We start from the raw sequence: 20,674 nt of genomic DNA on the forward strand, positions 1-20,674 counted from the left end.
GCATAGAAAGAAAGGACGGCGCCCAATTCCTGGAATGGCGAATGCCACGACGGAGAGGTGATGGGAGACGTTGAGGAAAGTTTTCCGATGTGACAGGCCCAGTTGCAAAGAACCCCATGAAGAGGTTTCGTATTGCTGTGATGGGATTCCGGAGAATCGAGAGAGAGGTCTTGCACGGCCATGCACGCCGTGGATGCCAGGAGCATGGCGAGAAACAGGCTTGATGTCAGGAGAGCAGTCGGTTGAAGCCGCTGGTGCATTTACTTGGGGTTGAGGAGGTTGTGGATGTACGCGACGGATTCAGGGCTATCCCATTCTCTGGGCCCCATGATTCGTTGGCTCAGATGTCCGTGAGTATCCACAATCACCGTTGTGGGAAGATTTCTGACCATGAGCGCTTGAGAGAGTTCTTCCTGTTCATCCAGGAGGACATCGAAATGCAACTTGAGTTGTTGCCAAAATACTTTGATTTCTCGAGGACGAATATCGGTGGTAACCGCCAGTATGGCCAATCGGTCTGGAGAGAACTTTTGACGAAGACGTTCTAACGAGGGCATTTCTTCCTTACAAGGGCCACACCAGGTGGCCCAAAAATTTAAGATGAGAACTCGTCCTTCTAATTCATCCGAATGAATAGATGCGCCCTGCAGGGTGCGGAGCTGGAAAGGAGGGAGAGTTTGACCGCTATCGAATTTGCTAAGAATCCACGGGGTGGAAGAGGGATTTCCCAATGCCACCGCCATTCCCAGGATCCCTGAAGCCAGTAGAGAAAGCGGTGTCATGGTTTTGGCTGTTATTGAGCCGTCCGCGAGGTGGGAAAGGAAAGAGGCTGGACTACCGTACTCCATCCCGGGAAAGCCACTTGCTCCGACCAGGCAATGACAGCTTGTCCATTATCATTTAGTGCCACGGACGGACTTTTGGCTTTTTTCTCATTTAACTTATTCGGGGCACTGAATGTTTGCCCTCTGTCGAGGGAATAGATGAACACGACTTCACGTCGTACCGGAGATTGCTCTTCCCATGAGACGAGTAGATGCCCTGCCTGATTCACGGCCAGTTGAGGATGATCCGGAAACGTGCCTTTCGATATGTTCAATAAGCGCCGGGGGGTAAAGGTTTTTCCTTGGTCATCGGAATAGGCTAGATACACACCGGGAGTATCATCAGGGCCTTCCGTGTACCAGGTGACATAGAGGCGCCCTTGCTGATCGACTCCCATGGTGGCGGGACGATGGGGACAGCCCTCGTAGACCCATTGATCATTGCCCACGATAACCGGGGGAGAAAACGATTTCCCGTTATCGGTGGAACGAGACACCACCGTTTCCCTGACCGCACCGGTCAAGACCTTGCGCCAGGCCAGATAGACGGTGCCATCAGAGGCAGTAGTCATATGGGTCCGGCAGCAGACACAACTGGATTCGTCAATTTTTAGGTTTGGTGAAACGGTTTTGCCCTGGTCTTGAGAAAAGACCGTATAGGTGGCCGGATCTTTTTTCCCTTCCCGGGCATCAAGCCAGGCGATATGGACGGAACCATTCGGACTGACGGTCAAATGGTCAAAGGAATGGCCGGTGACGGCGTCGTCGTCGTTGATTCGAACAGGAGGAAGAAAGGTTTTCCCCCCATCAAGTGACCGGCTCAGGAGAAGAAGATTGGTAAATAATTTACCGCCGGCTTCGGGGTGAGGTGTTGTCCAGGTGATGTACACATCGTTTTTGATGCCTAACGCCAAGGCCGGTGGTTCGTGGAGGGAGGTGGCGGGTGGACTGGATAGATTGACTCTGATGGGTTCTGGGTAATGTTCCTGTTGAGGTGGAACCTTGAGATAATAGACTCCTCGATCTTCCTGCTTTTCTCCGCCCCAGGCGAGGTGAAGAGTCCCGTCTTTATTCAGTTGAGCGGCTGGGCCGGTGGTTTGCATGCCTTGATGGTCGATGATGTGTTTAGCTCCTGCCTGAAGCATCGGAGCAGAGGGTTCCGCCCCGATGACTTCGGATATTTCACCTCCCAGGCCCATCGAGAGGACTAGAGAAATGGCTCCAAAAAGTACAGGTCTTATCATGGGTGCCTCCACGGATATTCGAATGTAGGAAGAAGAAAAACGTTCATCATTCCTAAATGTGAGAGTGTGTATTTTTACCAGAAGAGTGAAAGCCTACGCTACCTTAAGGATGTGGAGTGTGTGTCAGCTCCGCACCGGATGCATATCGATACTACAGTTTTTTTGTTAAATGAAATAATTCGAACCATTAAACCAACGTTTCTGGAAAAATCACTGAGTGATAAACTTCAGATTTATTTCTCAAGCCCCAGCCAATGGGGAAGTAGAGGAACCCGGTGAATGAGCAGTTTTTCAATAAGCATTATGGATGCCAGGAAAAATGATTATTCAAGAGGTCGAGCATCATGGAGAGAAAAAAATATTCATTTATGAATTTTGGAATAAAAAGTCAGGGTGAAGGCCAAGGAGGTTGCAAGTCCAAATGCCTTCACCCTGAAGTGGAGCGGGGTAGGTCAGGGATGAATCACGCCGCTCCGAGTTCCGCTGGAAGAGTGGAATGATCTCGCAGCTTCAAGGAAAAATGTATCCGATCCGGTGAGATTGTTCTACCGATCTTTACTGATCTGTGCAACAGTCGAAAATATTCCTGATACACATGTTCGAAGCCTTTGGCATAGTTGCACATTCAGACCCGGCTGGGGAAAACAGCTTCTCAATATCTTCTTTCCTTTCCAAGCTTTCGTGATGCCATGTCAGTGGCTCATTCTGTTGTTCGAGAAATCAACGCGTGAAAAACTCATGGTGTAACCATTGGCAGACAAGAGCATGGTTGGGTAGCCAGTTTTTCGATCACAGGATATATTTCTGCCTGGATCTTCGAAAATTTTCGTAATCATGTTCACCTTCACCAATGAGGAGGAATCTGGTATGCCGTGCACGCAAATTGGTAAATGGTATGGAGTGGGCTCGGGAATGTGTATCGTGATGGCATTGGGATTGCTGGTGCAATCGGTCGCCATGGCCAATCCTCATGAGCCAAGAGAAGTCGGGCCCTATACCTTAGCCGTCGGGTTTAGGATCGAACCGGCATTTGAGGATGTCGTCAATGCCCTTGATTTTTTTGTGACCCGGACATCAGACGGGAAGCCTATCAGCGTGAGTAATGGAGACGTGGTGGATATCGAAGCGCAGGTTCAGTTTCGAAAGGAAGAAAGCGTGGGTTCCGCGATCATTCAGGAGCATCGACTGGCCAAACCCGAGCAGGCCTTCGGAGCCGACAATCGGTACAATGCCTGGTTCAAACCCACGATTGACGGGGCATATGGGTTCAGAGTCAGGGGGGAGATCAATGATCTCAGCGACCCGCAAGCCGGGCCATTATTTTTTGATGAAGTATGGGTATGCGGGGCTGGAACGCAAAATCCCCAAGGCAGCCGGTTTGCCTGTGTGGCAGATCCGCAGACATTCCCCAAAGGTGTTCTTGACCATCGAGGCATAGACCACCATGGGTATCAGGACGATGATAGAAATAAATTTTTCAGGGAAGGGGAGTCGCGTAGACACGGATTTCGTGATCGAGACTGAGAAGCATCATTGGCGTTTCGTCATTGACGGCGGTGAGGGGGAGAATTCGCATATGCGTGTTCTCCCTCATCGTGGTTCTGAAGGGTGGTCTTATTGGGAGAAGCGATGATGGCTCGCTCTACTACATTCTTTCCCGAAATTCTGTGACGAGGCCGTTCTGATCGAAGATAATCCCCACTTCCGTGGTTTGGCGGTGAGCACGGGTAATCGGAACTTGCGTCACCCCGATGGGTGGGACACCGGTTTGAAGATCATGAACCCGTGTCGTGAGTAAATAGTTCCACTTTGTATACTCCCTCTCATTTTCGAAGACAATAATTTTTTCCTTTGGTTCTCCAAGGTGATTCTGTACCTGTTGTTGGGTTGTTATCCCAATGGTTATCCGAGCAAGCTGCTCGGGAGTGATCATATGGCTACCCGTTCCACAACCTCTTAGGACTATACTCAGAAGCAGGAAAGCATAGATCCATCCCGGTTTCATGACCACCTTCTGATAGAGTTGCCGTGTCATCGCCGGTGAACCTTTTGACGAATATCCCTCTATATTACGAACCGCTATCCCATGGGCACACAATCCTGGAAACGTCTCGGGATCAGGTTGCTCCAACGGGTTGATGCGGTGGAATCTACGATTTCCGGAGTCGGAAAGGTGTGGGTACAGGGGAGGCCAGCAACGGAGGTCTGATGGGATGGAGGGGAAGACAAAGCCGGATCGTTTATTCCTGCCAATCGAACCCGGAGGCCCGTGCCAATTCCTGTGGGGTCTTGAGGCCGGCCAACCGGCGTTCACCGATAATCCACGTGGGGTAGCTTTTAATGTCAGCCTTGACGCAGGGAGCGGTGAGAGCGCTTCCTCGTCCTCCAGAACTACATTCCACGTAAGGAAGCCGTTTGGCGGACGAAAGAAATTCGGCTTTTTGTTCCTGGCAGCGTGGGCACCAATAAGCACCGTAAAACTTGGCACCGGTTTCATTGAGGTGAATGGCTAAAGCTTGAAGTTGGGGATCTTCCGGGCCGGCGGCTGCGTCGAACACCCCGCTATAATGCAAATGAAGTCCGCCGACGATGACAAGGCCGATCACGGCTGCCTCTTTCAGTGATTTCGTCCAATCGGGAGGCCGTCGAGCGAGAGCCAGACCAAGAATTGTCGTGATGATGGCAAATGAAGTCAGGCACCATGGGCATGTGGCTTCGATCTCCACGACCGAGACGATGGTCAAGTAGGCGCTGACGGCGAATCCACTCATCGCCACGTAAATCAATACCGTTCCGCTACCGGATTTGCCACGGCCGGACCAGGCCAGCCCCGCAATCACCATATAGGTCACGAAGCCCCACATGGCCATGGGGATACCCAGAAAGGTGGCCCATCGGCTGCTCTGCACAATGTCGCAGCCCGAGCCCTCGCTGCAAAATGCCGGATGAACCTCGAACGAGGCCGTATAGGTCAGGTAAGCAGTTAACAATAGTCCGGCACCGGCCAGAATAATGATGAGAAGGTCGAGGAGGGCTTTCGAACCTGAGAACATGGAAGACGGAGCGTTCGATGGCTTCCTTGCTGTTTCAGAGCCGACTGATTGTGTCTGTCGTTTGGATTTTGCCATTGCGTGCTTCGGGAGCGAGTGTAACATGGGTTTCCTGCCATTGAAATCCCGACAATGTATCAAATACTCCCGACCGTAGGGGAGACTTTTGCCAAGGTAATGTCAGGCCGGTATTCCCCACGATGGATTGCTGATCACAGAATCAAAACTCCAAACGGCTTGTTGCTTTAAGGTCCGACGTAAGAGAGGGATTTTGAGGTCTTTGAGGAATTTTGAGGCCCTATGCGGAAACTATGTGCCGCGAAATTTATTTGGGGGTTGCTGAACTGTGTTGAGAAAGGAAGAGGTGGCGTGCGCATAGAAGTAGGGTGAAGGCCTAGGAGGCTGCGGGTGCGCAAACCACCTTCACCCTACTCGTCCAAGGTTGGAGGCCGGTCCGTCCCTGGATGTTCTACGCCGATTCGTTCTGCCCGTAACCAGGAAATGATGAACGGGCTTGTTTAATGGGCTGCCTGCATTCGTTTCTCAAAGTATTCATCATACCGGTGCACAAAGTCTTTGGATGTTCCCAGGGGCAAATGACATCCCCGGCAGGTTGTATAATCGACATCCAATCGTTCGCCATTCGCCTTGAACGCTGCGTAAATCCAGTCGCCGTTTTTCAGATTCCCCGGGGCGCCTTTTCCCCATCCCGCCCCTTTTTGCATGACAAAAACCTTGGCTAAATCCGCCTTCACCAGATTTCCATCCGCCCCTTTTTCGAGTGTTCCTTCGGCATTTTTCTTGGCGTTGTAGATTGTCATCACGAGAATGCTGCCATTGGCGAAGGGTTGGCCCGCTTCTGCGCTCGCCCCGGTGGGGTTGATATAGAGGTCGCGGACGGCGTCCGGTTTTTGAATCCCATGGAGAAAGGCCGCATAGGATTTGTAATCGGCCGGAAAGACCAATTCACCGTCTTTCGGTGTGGAGCCGGATTGGGCCGCAATCGGCATGGTGGTGGATGCACACGCTAGAACCACCAAAGCCAGAAACGTGATACTCATTCTCTCCATGTTTCTTCCCCTCCTTCGTTGATATCTTGCCCGGTTGACGGAACCGACACATTGTGACAAGGCACATTCCGAACGTTGACACGGTGGCTCCAGCATACGATGGACCCTTTAGTCCGTCTACAGACGGGTACTGCCTGTTGCTACAGCGAGATGGTCTGTGTGGTATAGCGGCCTCATTTCCAGAGCTTCTCGGGTTAGGGATATTGCGAAGGCACATAAAAATTTAATGGATTCATCGCCTGGTAGCTGACGTTCGTGCCCATTCCCGCATCGGGATCGACAAATCCGTCGGCCATCCCGGTTTCGTGGAAGGTGAATGCAGACAAGGCGGTGGGATCATTATTGAATTGATTGACCCGTTTGGCGAATACCCGCCTGGCCGCTTCAATCAGGTCAATTTCTTCGTCCGTACCGTATACGACAAATGGTGGATACGAACGGCAGGAATCGATGGCCGCGTAGAGGACCTGACGGAGATGCAAAAAGGTATTCAGGGCGGCGTCCCCTATTTGTTGTTGTGATGTAGGGAGTGAGGCCATAAATTTGCTTCGCGCTATGCCTTCGGGGTGCTCTGCCGTAAAAATCACGGCATAATTCCGATCAAAGGCAATCGCGCCTTGGGTGACGACTCCATCGGTTAAATCCTGCAATTTGATGAAATGGACATACTGTTTGATTCTGGCTTCACGAGATTCGGCAGGAATCCATTGTCCGGGAACCCTGCGAATGACGAGATCCTGATATTTTGCCACCTGAATTCTGATGGATTTGTCATGGCCGCTGTTTTGACAGAGGGCCGGACTGAAGGGACGTGGATCTAGTCGAAGGGGAAGTATGTCCTGATAATTCGCGAACCCGTGGCCTGGACAAACCATGAGAAGGACGATCAAAAGCATGAAACGGAAGGGGAGTCGGGAAAAGTTAACGTAACCATACCACATGTGAGAGTGCCTCCATTCCTATCCACAAAGAGTGCATAGAGGGAGTGTTGAAAAATGCCACCAGCGGTGTTCTCGCCGCTTAGCCGTGCTCACGTACTCCTTCGTACGCTACGCTCGCCCAAGCGGCTGCGGCCTTGCTGGACGAGCCTTTTTGAACACTCCCTTATTTTTCCTAAGTGGGTTTCTGTCAATCATATGTTGCTGAAAAGGCAAATATTAGAAATATTCAACTGTCGCATAGAAGGAACGAGCGCGTGTCTGCGTCTGTTCGGGACACACAATTGGATTGAGACTATGAGAGACCCGATAACTTCCTCTTTCACTAAAGAGGAGCGGTTATGGATCAGACGGCAAATCTAGGCGGAGAAAAAACCGGGAGGAGCACGAGAAGGGCTATGGTGATGGCGGAAGAGATCCGGTGCGATTGGTTTGAAGAGCGGTAGAACGCCCAACAGCGAAAACGTGCGGGGAATGTCAGCTGACAGCGTCTGAAGGCCTTGCCCGGCTTGACACGTCCAGCTACACCAACTGTTCCCATGAGTCTGCTGATCATGATGACCGTGGTGTACGTGGAGCGGAGTCGTATAGGCAAGGCCTCCGGTTACGAGCAGGAAGCACATGCTGAGCATGAACGCGGCAAGCGACTGCGTGGGAGTGGTTTTCCTCATCGTGGGTGACGTCAGCATGAATATCGATGATCTCTTCCGTCAGGCTAGCTCTTCATAAGCAGGGTGTCTACGGACGGGTACTCATCGATGCAACATTTTCATCCAGGCTCATTGACATTCCGTAATAGCAAACTCCCAATGGTCTTTTCGATTTTGTTGAATCAACGCATCAATGGAATCCCGAAATATTCGTAAGCTGCCTTTTCCAATTTTTGTCGCCTTCAGGCGATCCTCCTCAACCCATCGGTAAATAGTCCATCGGCTGACATTTAAGGTTTGAGCGGCTTCACCGACACGCAAGAGTTTTTTGTCCATGGGTTCTCCTTCCGCAGCATATATGCTGTGTCATACGATTAACGTGATGTGATCGTGTCCGGCTGTTGACAGAGGAGTCCGGCACGAAATGTTTTCAGTCGGGTTGAGCGTGGTTTCTTCTGGAGCGCCAGACAGTGAATCAATGGGGAATGGAGATCATTCAACCATCAACCATTCTGCTCACGGCGAAATCCCGCTCTTGAGGTATGTGTTCAAGGATGGACTGGTTGAGAGTCCCGATCTATCCATGAACCAATAAACGAACGGGCGGGCCGCGAGGAGAGAAGGTGAATACGGGGGAGGTTCGAAGAAGGGTGGATGCGGGTTTCAGAGACCAGAGCAGGAGGGGAAGAAACGGTGCCGCCCATTGAGTAATCGATCCGGCGCCTGAGGCAATTTGGGCGACATGACAGGCCCACGAGCAAAGAAGAGAGAGGGATTCGACCGGGTGGGAATGATGCGTGGGATTGGGGTCCAGTGACCTTGGAGCACAGAATGCCCCTGCGCCCAGCAGCACCACGTGTAATCCAATCAACAGCACGATCAGACCGGATGCCAATCGGGAGTGTAGATTGGTGAATGTGGCGAATGAAGGGTGCTTCATGGGATCCGGTGCTTATGATTCCGAATCGGGTTTTGTAGCAATTGCCATGTTGGGAATGCCTGCCAATCGAATGATATCCATCACCTTAATGACCTGGCCATGGGGAACCTGTTCATCGGCGTTAATGACGACTGAAGGGTCCGAGTCGGTTTGCCGGAGACTTGTCAGCCGGATTTCCAGTTCCGAGAGTTCAATACGGTCCTTATTATAGTACAGCGTTCCTTCATGGGTCAGCGTGAGGGAGATTTGATCGGGAACTTTATCCGTGGCCGAGTCGGCAGTTGGTAAGTTGACCGGCATCCCATGCTGAATGGTCATGGAAAGCGTGGCGATCATAAAGAACACCAGGAGAAAGAACATCGTGTCGATCATCGGAATGATCTCGATACGGGCTTTCTTCTGTGTGGCGGAGGGTAGTCTCATGAAAATCTTAATGCCCGCGGTTCGTTGTGGCGAAAGGTTATTCGATAGGGTGAACTGGAATCTAAAAAAAACGTCTTACCCTAAGTTGTTGGCCCATTGAGCGTCACACCTAGAATAACGAACTAGGTGTGACAACCTCAATATTCTTTCATGAACAATTGTGTCCAGGCTGAGCTCGTTAAAATTTCCATTCGACTCCACCAAATCCGCTGATCCCCTGACCGGGATTGAAATACCGGCCCAGACTGTCATTGACGACGACCGCACCCGCATAGGTTTGATCGGACAGGTTTCGTCCTTCTGCGAAAATGGACAGGTTCTTACTGTAATTATAGCCCACCTTTAGATTGACGAGGAAGTAAGCCGAGTTCTTGGCGGTATTTTCGCTATCCACGTAATATCCAGCGAGGACCCATTCAAAATTCGGCGCGATAAAAAATCCCGCCGGATGATCATAGCGTACCTCGCCGGCCAGCTGGTGCTCGGGCGCGCCGGGAACCCGATTGCCGTCCTTGGCCACCCTGAACTTTTGAGTTCCATTTTCTCCTCCGCCGTACACGTCATCTGTGAATTTAAATAAGGACCATGTATAGGCGGTTCGAACGGAGATCGTGTCGCTTTGGTTTTTGGGACCCCGGACCAGCAATCCGTTGGCTACTACCATACTGCCTCCTGCTTCAATGCCTGTGTGTCGCGTCCCTTTGGCATTTTGATAGGTCGGTTGGTTATTGACATTAAACGTCAGGATTTCCTTTTGCATTTCCAGGTTATAGAAGGTGAGGTCCCAGGTATAGCGGTTATCCGCCGTGCTGCCCCGTGTACCGATTTCAAACTGCCAGGCCCGTTGCGCATCCAGGTTGATGAACGGGCTGGTGGGGACTGAGCCGTCGGGGTTGATCGATGAGGTCAATTCGACATTGATGGGGGGTTCGTATCCACGGCTGACGTTTCCGTATATTTGCGAGGTCGGGGTGGTTTGGTATACGAACCCCATCTTCGGGATCAGAGCATTGAAATGACGTACGCCGGTATCGCTGGTATTTAAATCTCCCGTAAAGGGACTGTAGAGTTGGTTTCTGCCCTGCCGGATGCTGTATTCCCAGCGTCCGCCTGCAATAACAAGGAATTCATCAGTGACATTGAATTGGTCTTCCAGGTAGGTGCTGAGATTGGTCGTCTCCAATGTAAGATTTTGGGTCTGAGTTCCGCGTTTGCCTAAATTGTTGACAAAACGACGTTGATTCGTATCTCCGTATCGTGGCTGATTGCCGATGAGGAACTTGTTTTCATGCCCGAAAATAGGATGTGAATTGACGTATCGTATTTCCCCTCCCACATTATAATTGTCCTGAACAATCGTTTGAAAAATGGGATGATCCACGTACTGGTATGAATAATACGGGATAATCTCAAAAAACTGGTGGGCGGCGAATTCATTGCGATAGGCGGCCCCGACCCGAATATAACTATAGTACCGACCCCATTTGCAGGCTTCGTTTGGCCCGCAGGAGAATGGGTTGATTCCCCCCAAGGTGTTAGCCTGTCTTCGATCGGAATCCAATTGCTCTTGGGTGATCGACCCTGGAAGGGCTTCTGACACCTCGGCTCCCAGGATGTAGGCGCGCACTTCCTGGTGATCACCGATCTGAAATCCAAAATTGGCATTTAACCGTCCGCGTGCCTGTTGGCTGTGATCCTGGAAGCCGTCCTGGTGATTGCCAGACGCGCTGATATAGTAATCGGCGGTGGTGTCCATGGTGCCGATCTTAAAAGGTTTGGTCACCTGGCCGCTGGAGACCTGTCCGGAATAGAGACCAAAACTTCCAGCCAATCCACGCGCTTGGTAGAGGGAGGCGTTGTAGCCCGTCCGGGGCACAAAATTGATGGCTCCTCCCAGGGTATTGGCCCCATACCGGAGGGCGTTGGAACCTTTGTACACCTCAATACGCTCATAAGCCATCAAGTCGATGGATTCGAAATCGGAAAATCCGTCCGCATCGCCGAAATAGATCCCGTTGATGAGAATATTAATCCCACGATGATGAAAGTTGTTCCTGAGGGAAGTCCCCCGTATTTGGAATTGGCCCTCGTCGGCGCCGAATCGGGATTGGAATCGCACGCCCGGGGCGAATTGAAGGACGTCGGTTAAATTAAACGCACGGGATTCCTCGATCTCTTTTTCCGGGATTAGAATGGTACTGGAAGGTCGACGAGCCAGTTCTTCCTTGACAGCATCGATGTTCTCGATACGTTGTCCTTCCACGGTGAGTGTCGGCAGTGTTTCAATCTGCTCGTCAGCCCTGCTGAATGGAGGTTGGATCAGAACAAATCCCGTCAACAAAAAAATCATCACGCTTATGATTACATTATGAAATATCATATATTTGTGGTTGTTCATCGGTGCATAAATCCTTTCCGGAACCTATGAAAATAGATCATGATCAGAGCAGACAAAGGCCTAGCCCTGATAGAGAAAAACTATGGATTGGTCGTGAAACGCGGGACTTTGGTTAAACGGGAGGGCCGCGAGCGAGAGTGGGACTAAGGGTCGTTTGTGTCGGGATGACGAAAAAGAGGAAGACGACTCCGACAACTGATAGGGTGAGGGTAAAAAGTGCGTTTTGTGTCGTGTCGGCCGGGTTCGCTTTCGAACTGACCTGACAGGCCCATGAGCAGAGTGAGGAATGGGAACTGGTGTGTTTGGAGTGATGATTGATTGAAGAGTGTTGGATCTCATGAGATGTTACGCAATACGTGGCTATGCTCGCCAGAGCGATATACGCCACCGCCAAGATCATAGAAGGGAGTTTAAGATGGTGCGGCATCATGAGAAGATTCAATGGCTTGCTAGACATGTTGACGCGTTTATGTCGTGTCCCAAAAAAATCCTCGTCATCTTAGAACGACTCGAAGATTAATGCGAATGTTTGCCCGTGGCATCTGCATCCTGAGTTTCACTCCATGCAAGAGGGGATCCTTGCTTGACACGAAGGATAATGTTTTGAACCTGTTTGAAGTCTTCAAGTGGATTGCCCTCTAAGACAAGAAAGCTAGCTTCATATCCCTCCTCAAATCGTCCGATTTTCCTGGTGGGAAAAATCGTCTTAGGGGTGTTCTCACTCCACACTTTCAGTAAGGTCAGGTTGTCAAATATCCCCATTTGATGAAGGTGAAGTGCTTCCGCGAGGGATGTTTCCGCATGGTCGCTTCCGATGGCAATCGTGACGCCCGCCTGATGCAATAATTTGAGATTTTCCACCTGAATTTCCGTAGCGACAGTAAGAATATTTTCCACTGGTTGTGGTCTGTGCTCTTGGGAACTTGCCAGAGCATGAGGATGCCCTGCCGTCTTGGTATGATGTCCCGCCGGATGAAAATGCTCGGCGACGGTCGTCGTGACAATCACGGTTTGGTGTTCGGCGGCTAGTTGGGCGTCATCTTGGGTTAACCGCACCGCTGATTGTTGAGCGGGTGAAGGGAGATACCACCCTGGAAGATGGGCGATCTCATCGACTTGCCCCTGGATGGCTGTCCGAAAGTCAGCGGCGGTTTCAATGTGTGCGGAAACTCGTAACCCTTGCTGATGCGAATGCGCGACAATCGGCTCGATAAGCTGCGGATTCAGGCCGTTCCGAAATCCATGAGTGGTGGAGCGGGTGCCGTTTTCAAAATGTTCGGAGTCGGCAAGATAGAGCTTAATGAAATCCGGCTCGGTTGCCATGATGGCCGGCCAATGGGTTTCCACATCCTTCAGAGAGGAAAGAGCAAAATAGGCTCGCCCGTTGAACCATCCTTTCTCACGTTTGCCAATGACCGGTTCATAGCGATGCGTGCGAAGCATGTCTTCGTAAAGAGCTATGGGATGACCGTTTTGCCCGGTGAGACCGGCATGAGCAAAGACCACATCAATGCTTTCTGGAATATTGATTTTTCCACGGATTTGCTCCACAACTTCAGGAATATCGGTGGTGTTTTTTACATAAAAAATTCCGTCCCGAATATAATGATGAATGACCTGATCGATGTTCCATACACCTTCGACATTATGGGTGTGGGCTTCACCAAACGGCGGCACGATAAAGCCGCCTTTTAGATCGATGGTCTGTTCAACAGACTCGGGCCGGAAGCGGGTGAGTGAGCCTTGGGCGGCATACCAGGTGTCCTGAGTGAAGCCGTGCCCATCAAACCATTGCCCATTGATAAATGCATAGGTCTTGGCCGGACTCCCGTCGTGTACTGATTCGAAAGGTGGGGTTTGTGGCGGATGAGTGGTCCTGGTGCATCCCACCAATCCTAATCCAACAATGAGGAACAGGGTGGTCATGTATAACATGGCATGAGCCGCTTGTTTGCTCAGACCCCATCGTCTTTCAGCTTCAATCATTGCGCTCCATTGGTTTCAGGTATGGGATATGGGTGAACCTTTCGGTGGCCGACCACCATCCTGCTGCGTTGTTGTCCTGGGTTTTTTATGACGGCATGTATTCTGAAGACGGGAATTAGGAATGTCCCAGGAACGACTGGAGTTTTGTGGCATATTGTTCAATTCGCTCGGTTTCACGTTCGACCAGGGAAAGAAAAAAGTTGTAAGGAATGAGCGTAATGACGGCAACCCCAATTCCCGCAGCGGTGCAAATAAGTGCTTCCGCCACTCCCCCTGTGACGGCGTGGGGATTGCCGAGTCCTGTTTTGGACATGATGCCGAATGAATCGATCATTCCAATGATCGTCCCTAATAGTCCCAGTAAGGGCCCCAACGTGATGACCGTATCCAGGACGGATAATCCGCGCTTTAATCGAGATATTTCGGCGATTCCCATAGCCTCCATGGCTTTGTCAGGCTGTTGGTCTCGATGGAATATCCCTGCCGCAAGCACGCGGAGTGTGGGGCTCTGACGTTGTTCAGCTAAGGACAGCGCATCGGTCCATTTTCCCTGTTCGACCAGTTTGATCATCCGGTCCGCCAAGCGGCTAAACCGCAACGATCGGAATTGGAACCCACGTTCGATGCTGATGGTCAGAGCTAACAATGAGCAGCCTAAGATGGGGATCATCATCCATCCGCCACCCAAGAGTAATTGAATCATGCCTCGGTTCCCTTCTTCTTGCGTGCTTAACTATTCAGGTCAAATTTAATCGGAATGTCGACCCATTTGGCGATGGGGATGTTCCCGTCTTTGGCTGGCAGAAATTTCCAGTTTTTAATGGCTTCTTGGGCAGCCAGATCTAAAGCTTCATGACCGCAGCTCTTTCGAATTTCTACCTGGCTCGGAGCGCCATCGGCGGTAATCAATGTTCGCACAATAACCGTGCCTTCCCAACCAGACTCCCGCGCCACACGGGGATACAATGGCTTGGCTGAGGCCACGATTTTCGGCTTGGACGTTGAAGATCCGGCCGCCATTGGTGGCGGAGTTTTCAAGGCGGGACGAGCCGCCGGGCTTGGCGGAGGCGGCAGTGCATGCTGAACTCTTGGTTCGCGACTGTTCATTTGCAAGGGGGTCCTGGCAGAAGGTTGTTCCCGTTGGGTTGTTACTGGTGCCAGTGGAGGTCTTTGCCGGTGTTGAGGAGGAACGGCCATTTTCATCATCTGACGACTCTTTATGGCCTGTGCCGTTCGCGTGTCTTTGAGCATGGGCTTTGCCTGAGGAAGAGGCGGCGGCGGAGCCAGAGGTTTGGACGGTGTCGGTTTGATTGATGCCTGCATCGGTGGTGGCGGCATAGACGGCGTCGGCTGGGTTCGGGGAGACGGTGGCGTGGGTGGTGCGAAATCCGGTTGGGGTGGTGTCAGGGGTTTCGTGAGCGGTTGTGGGGTGGGACTGATCTCCTGGAGAGCCGGAACCAAAGTTACCTGAACCGTTGGCGTGGGGTCATTCAATGCGGGAGGACTTGGTATATATGCCAGGGCCGCAAGAATGGCCGCATGAAGAATGGCGCTGCCCAGGGCGCTCAGGAGAAAAACCCGATTGTTTACATCGGAGGAGGAATCTTCAAACGTGGAGTTCACGATTTGCTCCGTTGTAATAATGTTTGAATTCGTTCGTCCTGTCCCCCAAGCTTCAAGAATTCTTCGTAGTGTTTGAGAGCTTTTTGGGGAGTATTGCGATGAAACTCATACAACATGCCAAGATTATAGTGGGCTTCGGCCAACTGATCATTCAAGGACAAGGCTGTTTGATATTCCTTCTCGGCTTGATCAATTTTTGATAAGGCTGCATAGACGACTCCTAGATTGACATGCGCCTCCGAATTGTTGGGATCGAGTTTCGTGACGTGTTCAAACGCTTGCGCCGCTTCCTTGAAGGCTTCCTTTTGCTGGTAAAGGATGCCTAGGTTGAAATAGGCGCTAACTAAATCATGGTTTAATTTGACGGCATGTTGGTAGGCCTGAATGGCGTTGTCCACGTGATCAGATTGTTGAGCGAGTGATCCGGCCATTAACCATCCATTTACATACGTGGGATGGAGGGAGACGAGCTGGTCGACGTAATGTTGGGCTTCATCAGTCTTTTGTTCCTGAGCCAGCCAAAACGCGATGCCGTATAATGAATCGACGCGATGAGGCTCGAGTTCCAAGACGGCCTGATGGGCTTTGATGGCTTGCTGCCCTTGTTGTTGTTGATCATAGAACGCCGCCAACGCGATGCGAGCCTCCGTAAACTTGGGATAGGCCTTCAAGGCAAGATTGAACGATTGCTCGGCTTTGGGGAATTGAGCCTGTTGCTGGTAGAGGGCGCCAAGATCGACATAGGCTTGAGCAAATTGGGGATAGGCCTCCACCGCCCGTTGCAATTCCATGATGGCTTTATCTGGTTGTTCAAGATTGTTGAGGATTAATCCCAAGAGATGGTGCGCCTCAGCGTATCCCGGGTACAAGGACAGCGCACGCTCTAAGGGAGCAATGGCCGCAGTCCATTGTTGCTGTTCATAGGAGGAAAAGGCTTGGGAAAGAAGGTCCTGGGCTTCCCCTGCCTGGCTTGAGGGGCTGCCCATGCCGATATGGATGAGAAGGAGAAAAACCGCGATGAGTCTGAGCTTTGGGAAAAGAGGTATCATGGGTTGACCTTATTAATAGTGGCAATTTTCCACAGATTTATTGAAGCAAATCAAATCGAATGGGCAAATCCACGGTGGATGCAACTGCGAATTCTCCATTTTTTGCCGGTTCAAACAACCAGTTTTTTACTGATTGCACGGCGCTCTCATCCAGGAGAGAAAATCCCGAACTTTCTTGAACGGTGGCATTCTTGACTATTCCATCGGCGGTTATCTGCGTTCGTAGCACCACCTTCCCATGCCAGCCTTGCTCTCTGGCCATTCGGGGATAGAGGGGGCGTTCGGTTTTCAGGGGTTTGACACCTGTCTTTCGCCCGCGTGTTGTTCCGATCTGGTCCAGGAGAAGACGGGGTATGGCCTGCTGTGGCAGGTCGACGAAATGGAGATCGGGAACAGCAAGGTGGTGAAAGGTCGTGGGTGTCCCTGAGTGGTTGAAAGAGGGCAACGGAAAAGAATAGGTTATACTGGTTTTTGTCACCGTTGTCCCAGTCACTTCAATGACCTCAAGTGTTTCAATAGGTTCTGAGCTTTCAGGCGGGTTTCCTGCCAAAGAAATTGGGTTGGAGGTCAGCGTGTACCAGAGAAATAAAAAAATATAAAACATTAGATTGTGATGACGTACCATAAGATCTTTTCCCCTTAGGTAGCTTGACGACTGGTCATATTGCCTTATATCCATCGTTTATCTTTTTATATTTTCGGGTATTGCAACATCGAGAATAAAACCGGCTGGCTTTTTTGCCGGTAAAAAAATCACTTTCCCCTTAAGAAGTTTCCCCCCTCGTTTGGTCTCTCCGATCAGGAAGATATACGTCGCCACCTCCTCTGATCGCGCTCTGGGGAACCGTTCTCCAGCTCCACTGGTTTTGGTGAAAACGGTTTAGGAGACAAACTTAATCTGATTTTACCGGGGTGGAGCTCTGGTTGTAAGAAAATGAGTGGAAACGAGAGAAGGGACTGAAGGAGATGGCCATTCCATGATGGTAAGGAGTTGAAAACTGGGGGAAATATCCAGGTTGTCTTCTGAAATGGTTTGTGCGGCAGCGCACATCCAGGAACAGACTCCCGTGCTGTGGGTGGTTGGTGTGTGGTGATGGGTATGGTCGGTAATATGCGAAGCATAGGTCAAATGCATGCTCCCCATGCTGAGGAAGAGCATCAGAATAAAAACGATGGTGAGACTTTTTCGATTGGTCATGGTATCTACAGACCAGAAACGACTGAAACCCTATATAATAAAGGAGGCTTATGCTAGGGAAATACCCAAGATTCTGTCAAGCAAATGGCCGCCCTCCGCATCGTGTCGTCGTCTGTCACAGGATGAATCTTTGCGGTCATGAATCCTTCTCCCGTGAGTTGATTCCCACCGGTAATTCGGTATACTAAGATAACTGTACGGCTTGGAAAGGTGTATCTAGTCCTCCATCCCTATCCATCGTGAGTTTCTCCAACCCTATTTCTGTATCCGAGGTGTAAGGTCGATATGTTTGTTCGTCTATTAAATATCCTGTTTGGAAGCAAAAATGATCGAGAGCTGAAGCGGCTCAAGCCTCTGGTGGTAAGAGCCAATGAAATTGAGGATTCGTTGCAACCTCTTGATGACGCGGGTTTGGCGGCAAAGACTTCAATTTTTAAAAAAAGACTGGAAGCCGGAGAGACCTTAGACGATTTACTTCCGGAGGCGTTTGCCGTGTGCAGGGAAATGTCCAAGCGCCGGCTTGGCATGCGCCACTTTGATGTACAGTTGTTAGGGGGTATGGTCTTACATCAGGGCCGCATTGCTGAAATGCGCACGGGTGAAGGAAAAACCCTCGTCGCGACCCTTCCCGTCTATTTGAATGCCTTGGAAGGAAAAGGGGTTCATCTGGTTACCGTCAACGATTATCTGGCGAAGCGGGATGCCCAATGGATGGGACCGCTGTACCATGGCTTAGGTTTATCAGTCGGGACCATCCAACACGACGCCTCGTTTCTATTTGATCCGACTTATGATGCACCGGATAAACGGTTGCAATTCCTTCGACCGTGTTCTCGACGTGAGGCCTATGGGGCCGATATTACCTACGGGACCAATAATGAATTTGGCTTTGATTATTTGAGGGATAATCTCGTGGTTACGGATTTGAGTCAGGGCGTTCAACGGGAGTTGAACTTTGCCATTGTTGACGAAGTTGACAGTATTCTCATCGACGAGGCTCGAACGCCGCTGATTATTTCCGGGCCCGCCGAACAAAGTACAGACCTCTATTTCCAAGTGGATCGGATCATTCCCCACCTCAAACGGGAAGAGGATTATACAGTTGAGGAGAAAACAAAAACGGTGTCGTTGACCGAGGAAGGCAATGCGCATGTTGAGAAACTCTTGGGTGTCGATAATCTCTATGACTTGAAACACCTGAGTTTGGTGCATCACGTCATTAAGGCCCTCCAGGCCCATGTGCTCTATCACCGGGATGTCGAGTATGTGGTGAAAGATGGCGAGGTGATGATCGTTGATGAGTTTACCGGTCGATTAATGCCGGGACGGCGCTGGAGTGATGGGCTTCATCAGGCTGTGGAGGCCAAAGAGGGGGTAAAAATTGCCAACGAAAACCAGACTCTGGCATCCGTGACGTTCCAGAATTATTTTCGTATGTACAATAAGCTGGCGGGCATGACCGGGACAGCGGACACCGAAGCCGCGGAATTCGCGAAAATTTACAACCTCGAAGTGAATGTGGTGCCCACCAATAGCACCATGATTCGCATTGATAATCCTGATGTGGTCTACAGGACGGAAAAGGAAAAATTCGAAGCCATTGCCGACGAGATCAAAGAGTATCATGAGAAGGGCCAACCGGTTCTGATTGGCACGATTTCCATTGAAAAATCCGAGCGTCTTGCGGCCTTATTGAAGCATCGGGGCGTGAAGCATCATGTCTTGAATGCCAAGTTCCATGAAAAAGAAGCCGAAATTATTGCCCAGGCGGGGCAAAAGGGTGCGGTGACGATCGCGACCAACATGGCCGGACGAGGCACCGATATTTTATTGGGAGGCAATGCTGAAGCGCTCTTCAAACAACAGGTGATTTATCGGGGGGAAGAACTCACAGAAGAGGAGCAGCAAAAGGCCTACGACACAATAAAAGCCGCTTGTGATCAGAATAAAAAAGAAGTTTTGGCTGCTGGAGGGTTACATATCGTCGGGACCGAGCGTCATGAGAGCCGTCGGATCGACAATCAGTTGAGAGGCCGGGCGGGTCGGCAGGGAGATCCTGGCTCCTCGCGGTTTTTCCTGTCCTTGGAAGATGACTTGCTCCGTATTTTTGCGTCTGAACGGGTCTCAAACCTTATGCTCAAGCTCGGCATGGAGGAGGGGGTGCCCATTGAGCACAGGATGGTCACCAAATCCATTGAAAACGCGCAAAAGAAAGTCGAAGGCCATAACTTTGAAATACGCAAACATCTTCTTGAATACGATGATGTGATGAGTAAGCAGCGGGAGGTTATCTATAAACATCGACAGAATGTGTTACATGCCACCGATGTCACAGAAGACGTTTTCGGTATGATCGAGGAAGTGGGCGAGCGCTTCGTCGATGTCTATTGCCCTGAGGAGCAATATGCCGAGGAATGGGATATGGCGGGATTAGTCGAATCGGTGCAGGGACAATTCGGCGCGGATGTGATTCAAATTGAGGAGATTAAGGACGTCGGTCGAGATGCGCTCAAGGAAGAAATTCCAGAAAAATTAAAGCAGGCCTATCGGACCAAAGTCCAAACCTTAATTCATGAGCATGGCGCCACCGAGGATTTAGTGCATTATGTGGAGCGCACAATTCTGCTTCAAATGATTGACCATCATTGGAAAGATCACTTGTGGGGAATGGACCAATTGAAGGATGGAATCGGTCTGCGCGGGTATGGGCAAAAGGATCCCCTCGCCGAATATAAGCGTGAAGGCTATGACATGTTCGCAGGTATGATGGAACGGATTAAAAATGATACCTTAGAACGGCTCTTTAAATTTCAATTGGTTCGCGGGGAACGGCCTGAGCCTGAGCGGGAAACGCCCCGCCCGGCACAATTAAATTTGAACCGCGGAGGTGAATCTGCTGCCACTCCTCAACAACGCACCGTTCATCGTGCCGAAGAGAAAGTCGGACGGAACGATCCCTGCCCCTGTGGGAGCGGGAAAAAATACAAGAAATGCCATGGGACCTAACACATGAAAGGCCCTCCTTTCTCTGCTCATTGATGCCAGTCTTGTTGTGACGGCTCTCCCTTTCTGTTTACCGCTACTCTTCCTTACTCTCCTGACCAGGATCGTATTCATAACATATTGAATCTATTGTTTTTTATTGCCTTAAAAAGTACGAAATTGCTTGACTTGACTGAAGGTAGGCCGTTATCGTAACCGATTCTCAATAGGCATATTGAAGGAGTGACCATAGTCCATTCGTGCCATCCGAATCACAGAAAATACAAAGTAAGCCAGAC

General features: G+C 50.6%; 20 protein-coding genes. 3 read left to right on the forward strand and 17 right to left on the reverse strand.

Features of this window, described 5'->3' with window-relative positions; genetic code table 11:
- Positions 1-260: 260 nt before the first annotated feature.
- Positions 261-782, reverse strand: a complete 522-nt coding sequence (locus ACTRXD_RS08330; RefSeq protein ID WP_442431366.1) for a TlpA disulfide reductase family protein — start codon at positions 780-782, stop codon at positions 261-263.
- A gap of 11 nt (positions 783-793) precedes the next feature.
- Positions 794-2,068, reverse strand: coding sequence for a sialidase family protein (locus ACTRXD_RS08335; RefSeq protein WP_442431367.1), 1,275 nt, complete (start codon positions 2,066-2,068; stop codon positions 794-796).
- 867 nt (positions 2,069-2,935) lie between these two features.
- On the opposite strand from ACTRXD_RS08335, the gene ACTRXD_RS08340 reads away from it, so the two are divergent.
- The gene (locus tag ACTRXD_RS08340; RefSeq protein ID WP_442431368.1) at positions 2,936-3,592 is read left to right on the forward strand and encodes a hypothetical protein; all 657 of its coding nucleotides are present in this window, start codon (positions 2,936-2,938) and stop codon (positions 3,590-3,592) included.
- Between the two features lie 121 nt (positions 3,593-3,713).
- Here the strand turns inward: ACTRXD_RS08340 and bamE are convergent, their stop codons facing one another.
- From bamE to ACTRXD_RS08360, 4 genes are all read right to left on the reverse strand, one after another.
- Positions 3,714-4,103, reverse strand: a complete 390-nt coding sequence (gene bamE / locus ACTRXD_RS08345; RefSeq protein ID WP_442431369.1) for an outer membrane protein assembly factor BamE domain-containing protein — start codon at positions 4,101-4,103, stop codon at positions 3,714-3,716.
- 205 nt (positions 4,104-4,308) lie between these two features.
- Entirely contained in the window at positions 4,309-5,223 is a 915-nt protein-coding gene (locus ACTRXD_RS08350; protein ID WP_442431370.1) for a vitamin K epoxide reductase family protein, read from the reverse strand.
- Positions 5,224-5,636: 413 nt separating this feature from the next.
- A complete protein-coding gene (locus ACTRXD_RS08355) occupies positions 5,637-6,188 on the reverse strand; it encodes a cytochrome P460 family protein (RefSeq protein WP_442431371.1) in 552 nt (183 codons plus the stop codon).
- Positions 6,189-6,382: 194 nt separating this feature from the next.
- Positions 6,383-7,129: a hypothetical protein gene (locus ACTRXD_RS08360; protein WP_442431372.1), complete on the reverse strand. Its 747-nt coding sequence runs from the start codon at positions 7,127-7,129 to the stop codon at positions 6,383-6,385.
- Positions 7,130-7,635: 506 nt separating this feature from the next.
- Here ACTRXD_RS08360 and ACTRXD_RS08365 point away from each other — a divergent pair.
- Positions 7,636-7,806 (forward strand): hypothetical protein, encoded by a 171-nt coding sequence (locus ACTRXD_RS08365; protein WP_442431373.1) that lies wholly within the window; start codon positions 7,636-7,638, stop codon positions 7,804-7,806.
- A gap of 99 nt (positions 7,807-7,905) precedes the next feature.
- Here ACTRXD_RS08365 and ACTRXD_RS08370 read toward each other — a convergent pair whose 3' ends face one another.
- The 11 genes from ACTRXD_RS08370 to ACTRXD_RS08420 all read right to left on the reverse strand — a co-directional run bounded on the left by ACTRXD_RS08370 (position 7,906) and on the right by ACTRXD_RS08420 (position 17,393).
- Positions 7,906-8,112 (reverse strand): helix-turn-helix transcriptional regulator, encoded by a 207-nt coding sequence (locus tag ACTRXD_RS08370; protein ID WP_312744805.1) that lies wholly within the window; start codon positions 8,110-8,112, stop codon positions 7,906-7,908.
- A 241-nt stretch (positions 8,113-8,353) separates the two neighbouring features.
- Entirely contained in the window at positions 8,354-8,716 is a 363-nt protein-coding gene (locus ACTRXD_RS08375) for a hypothetical protein (protein WP_442431374.1), read from the reverse strand.
- 12 nt (positions 8,717-8,728) lie between these two features.
- Entirely contained in the window at positions 8,729-9,139 is a 411-nt protein-coding gene (locus ACTRXD_RS08380) for an ExbD/TolR family protein (protein WP_442431375.1), read from the reverse strand.
- Between the two features lie 178 nt (positions 9,140-9,317).
- Positions 9,318-11,537: a TonB-dependent receptor family protein gene (locus ACTRXD_RS08385; RefSeq protein WP_442431376.1), complete on the reverse strand. Its 2,220-nt coding sequence runs from the start codon at positions 11,535-11,537 to the stop codon at positions 9,318-9,320.
- Positions 11,538-11,649: 112 nt separating this feature from the next.
- Entirely contained in the window at positions 11,650-11,994 is a 345-nt protein-coding gene (locus tag ACTRXD_RS08390; protein ID WP_442431377.1) for a hypothetical protein, read from the reverse strand.
- 59 nt (positions 11,995-12,053) lie between these two features.
- On the reverse strand, positions 12,054-13,523 hold the full coding sequence (locus ACTRXD_RS08395; protein WP_442431378.1) for an amidohydrolase family protein: 1,470 nt from the start codon (positions 13,521-13,523) through the stop codon (positions 12,054-12,056).
- A gap of 115 nt (positions 13,524-13,638) precedes the next feature.
- On the reverse strand, positions 13,639-14,226 hold the full coding sequence (locus ACTRXD_RS08400; RefSeq protein WP_442431379.1) for a MotA/TolQ/ExbB proton channel family protein: 588 nt from the start codon (positions 14,224-14,226) through the stop codon (positions 13,639-13,641).
- A 26-nt stretch (positions 14,227-14,252) separates the two neighbouring features.
- Positions 14,253-15,146, reverse strand: a complete 894-nt coding sequence (locus ACTRXD_RS08405) for an energy transducer TonB (protein WP_442431380.1) — start codon at positions 15,144-15,146, stop codon at positions 14,253-14,255.
- Complete coding sequence (locus ACTRXD_RS08410; protein ID WP_442431381.1) at positions 15,143-16,195, reverse strand: tetratricopeptide repeat protein; 1,053 nt, start codon at positions 16,193-16,195, stop codon at positions 15,143-15,145. The genes ACTRXD_RS08405 and ACTRXD_RS08410 overlap by 4 nt, the downstream gene beginning before the upstream one ends.
- A gap of 37 nt (positions 16,196-16,232) precedes the next feature.
- Positions 16,233-16,820 carry an energy transducer TonB gene (locus ACTRXD_RS08415; RefSeq protein ID WP_442431382.1) on the reverse strand — a complete coding sequence of 196 codons (588 nt, stop codon included), beginning with the start codon at positions 16,818-16,820 and terminating at the stop codon, positions 16,233-16,235.
- Between the two features lie 279 nt (positions 16,821-17,099).
- Entirely contained in the window at positions 17,100-17,393 is a 294-nt protein-coding gene (locus ACTRXD_RS08420; RefSeq protein ID WP_442431383.1) for a hypothetical protein, read from the reverse strand.
- A 285-nt stretch (positions 17,394-17,678) separates the two neighbouring features.
- Here ACTRXD_RS08420 and secA point away from each other — a divergent pair, with 285 nt between their 5' ends.
- Entirely contained in the window at positions 17,679-20,399 is a 2,721-nt protein-coding gene (gene secA / locus ACTRXD_RS08425; RefSeq protein ID WP_442431384.1) for a preprotein translocase subunit SecA, read from the forward strand.
- Positions 20,400-20,674: the final 275 nt, after the last annotated feature.

It is taken from the genome of Nitrospira sp. T9, assembly GCF_052156535.1.
Lineage (GTDB): Bacteria > Nitrospirota > Nitrospiria > Nitrospirales > UBA8639 > Nitrospira_E.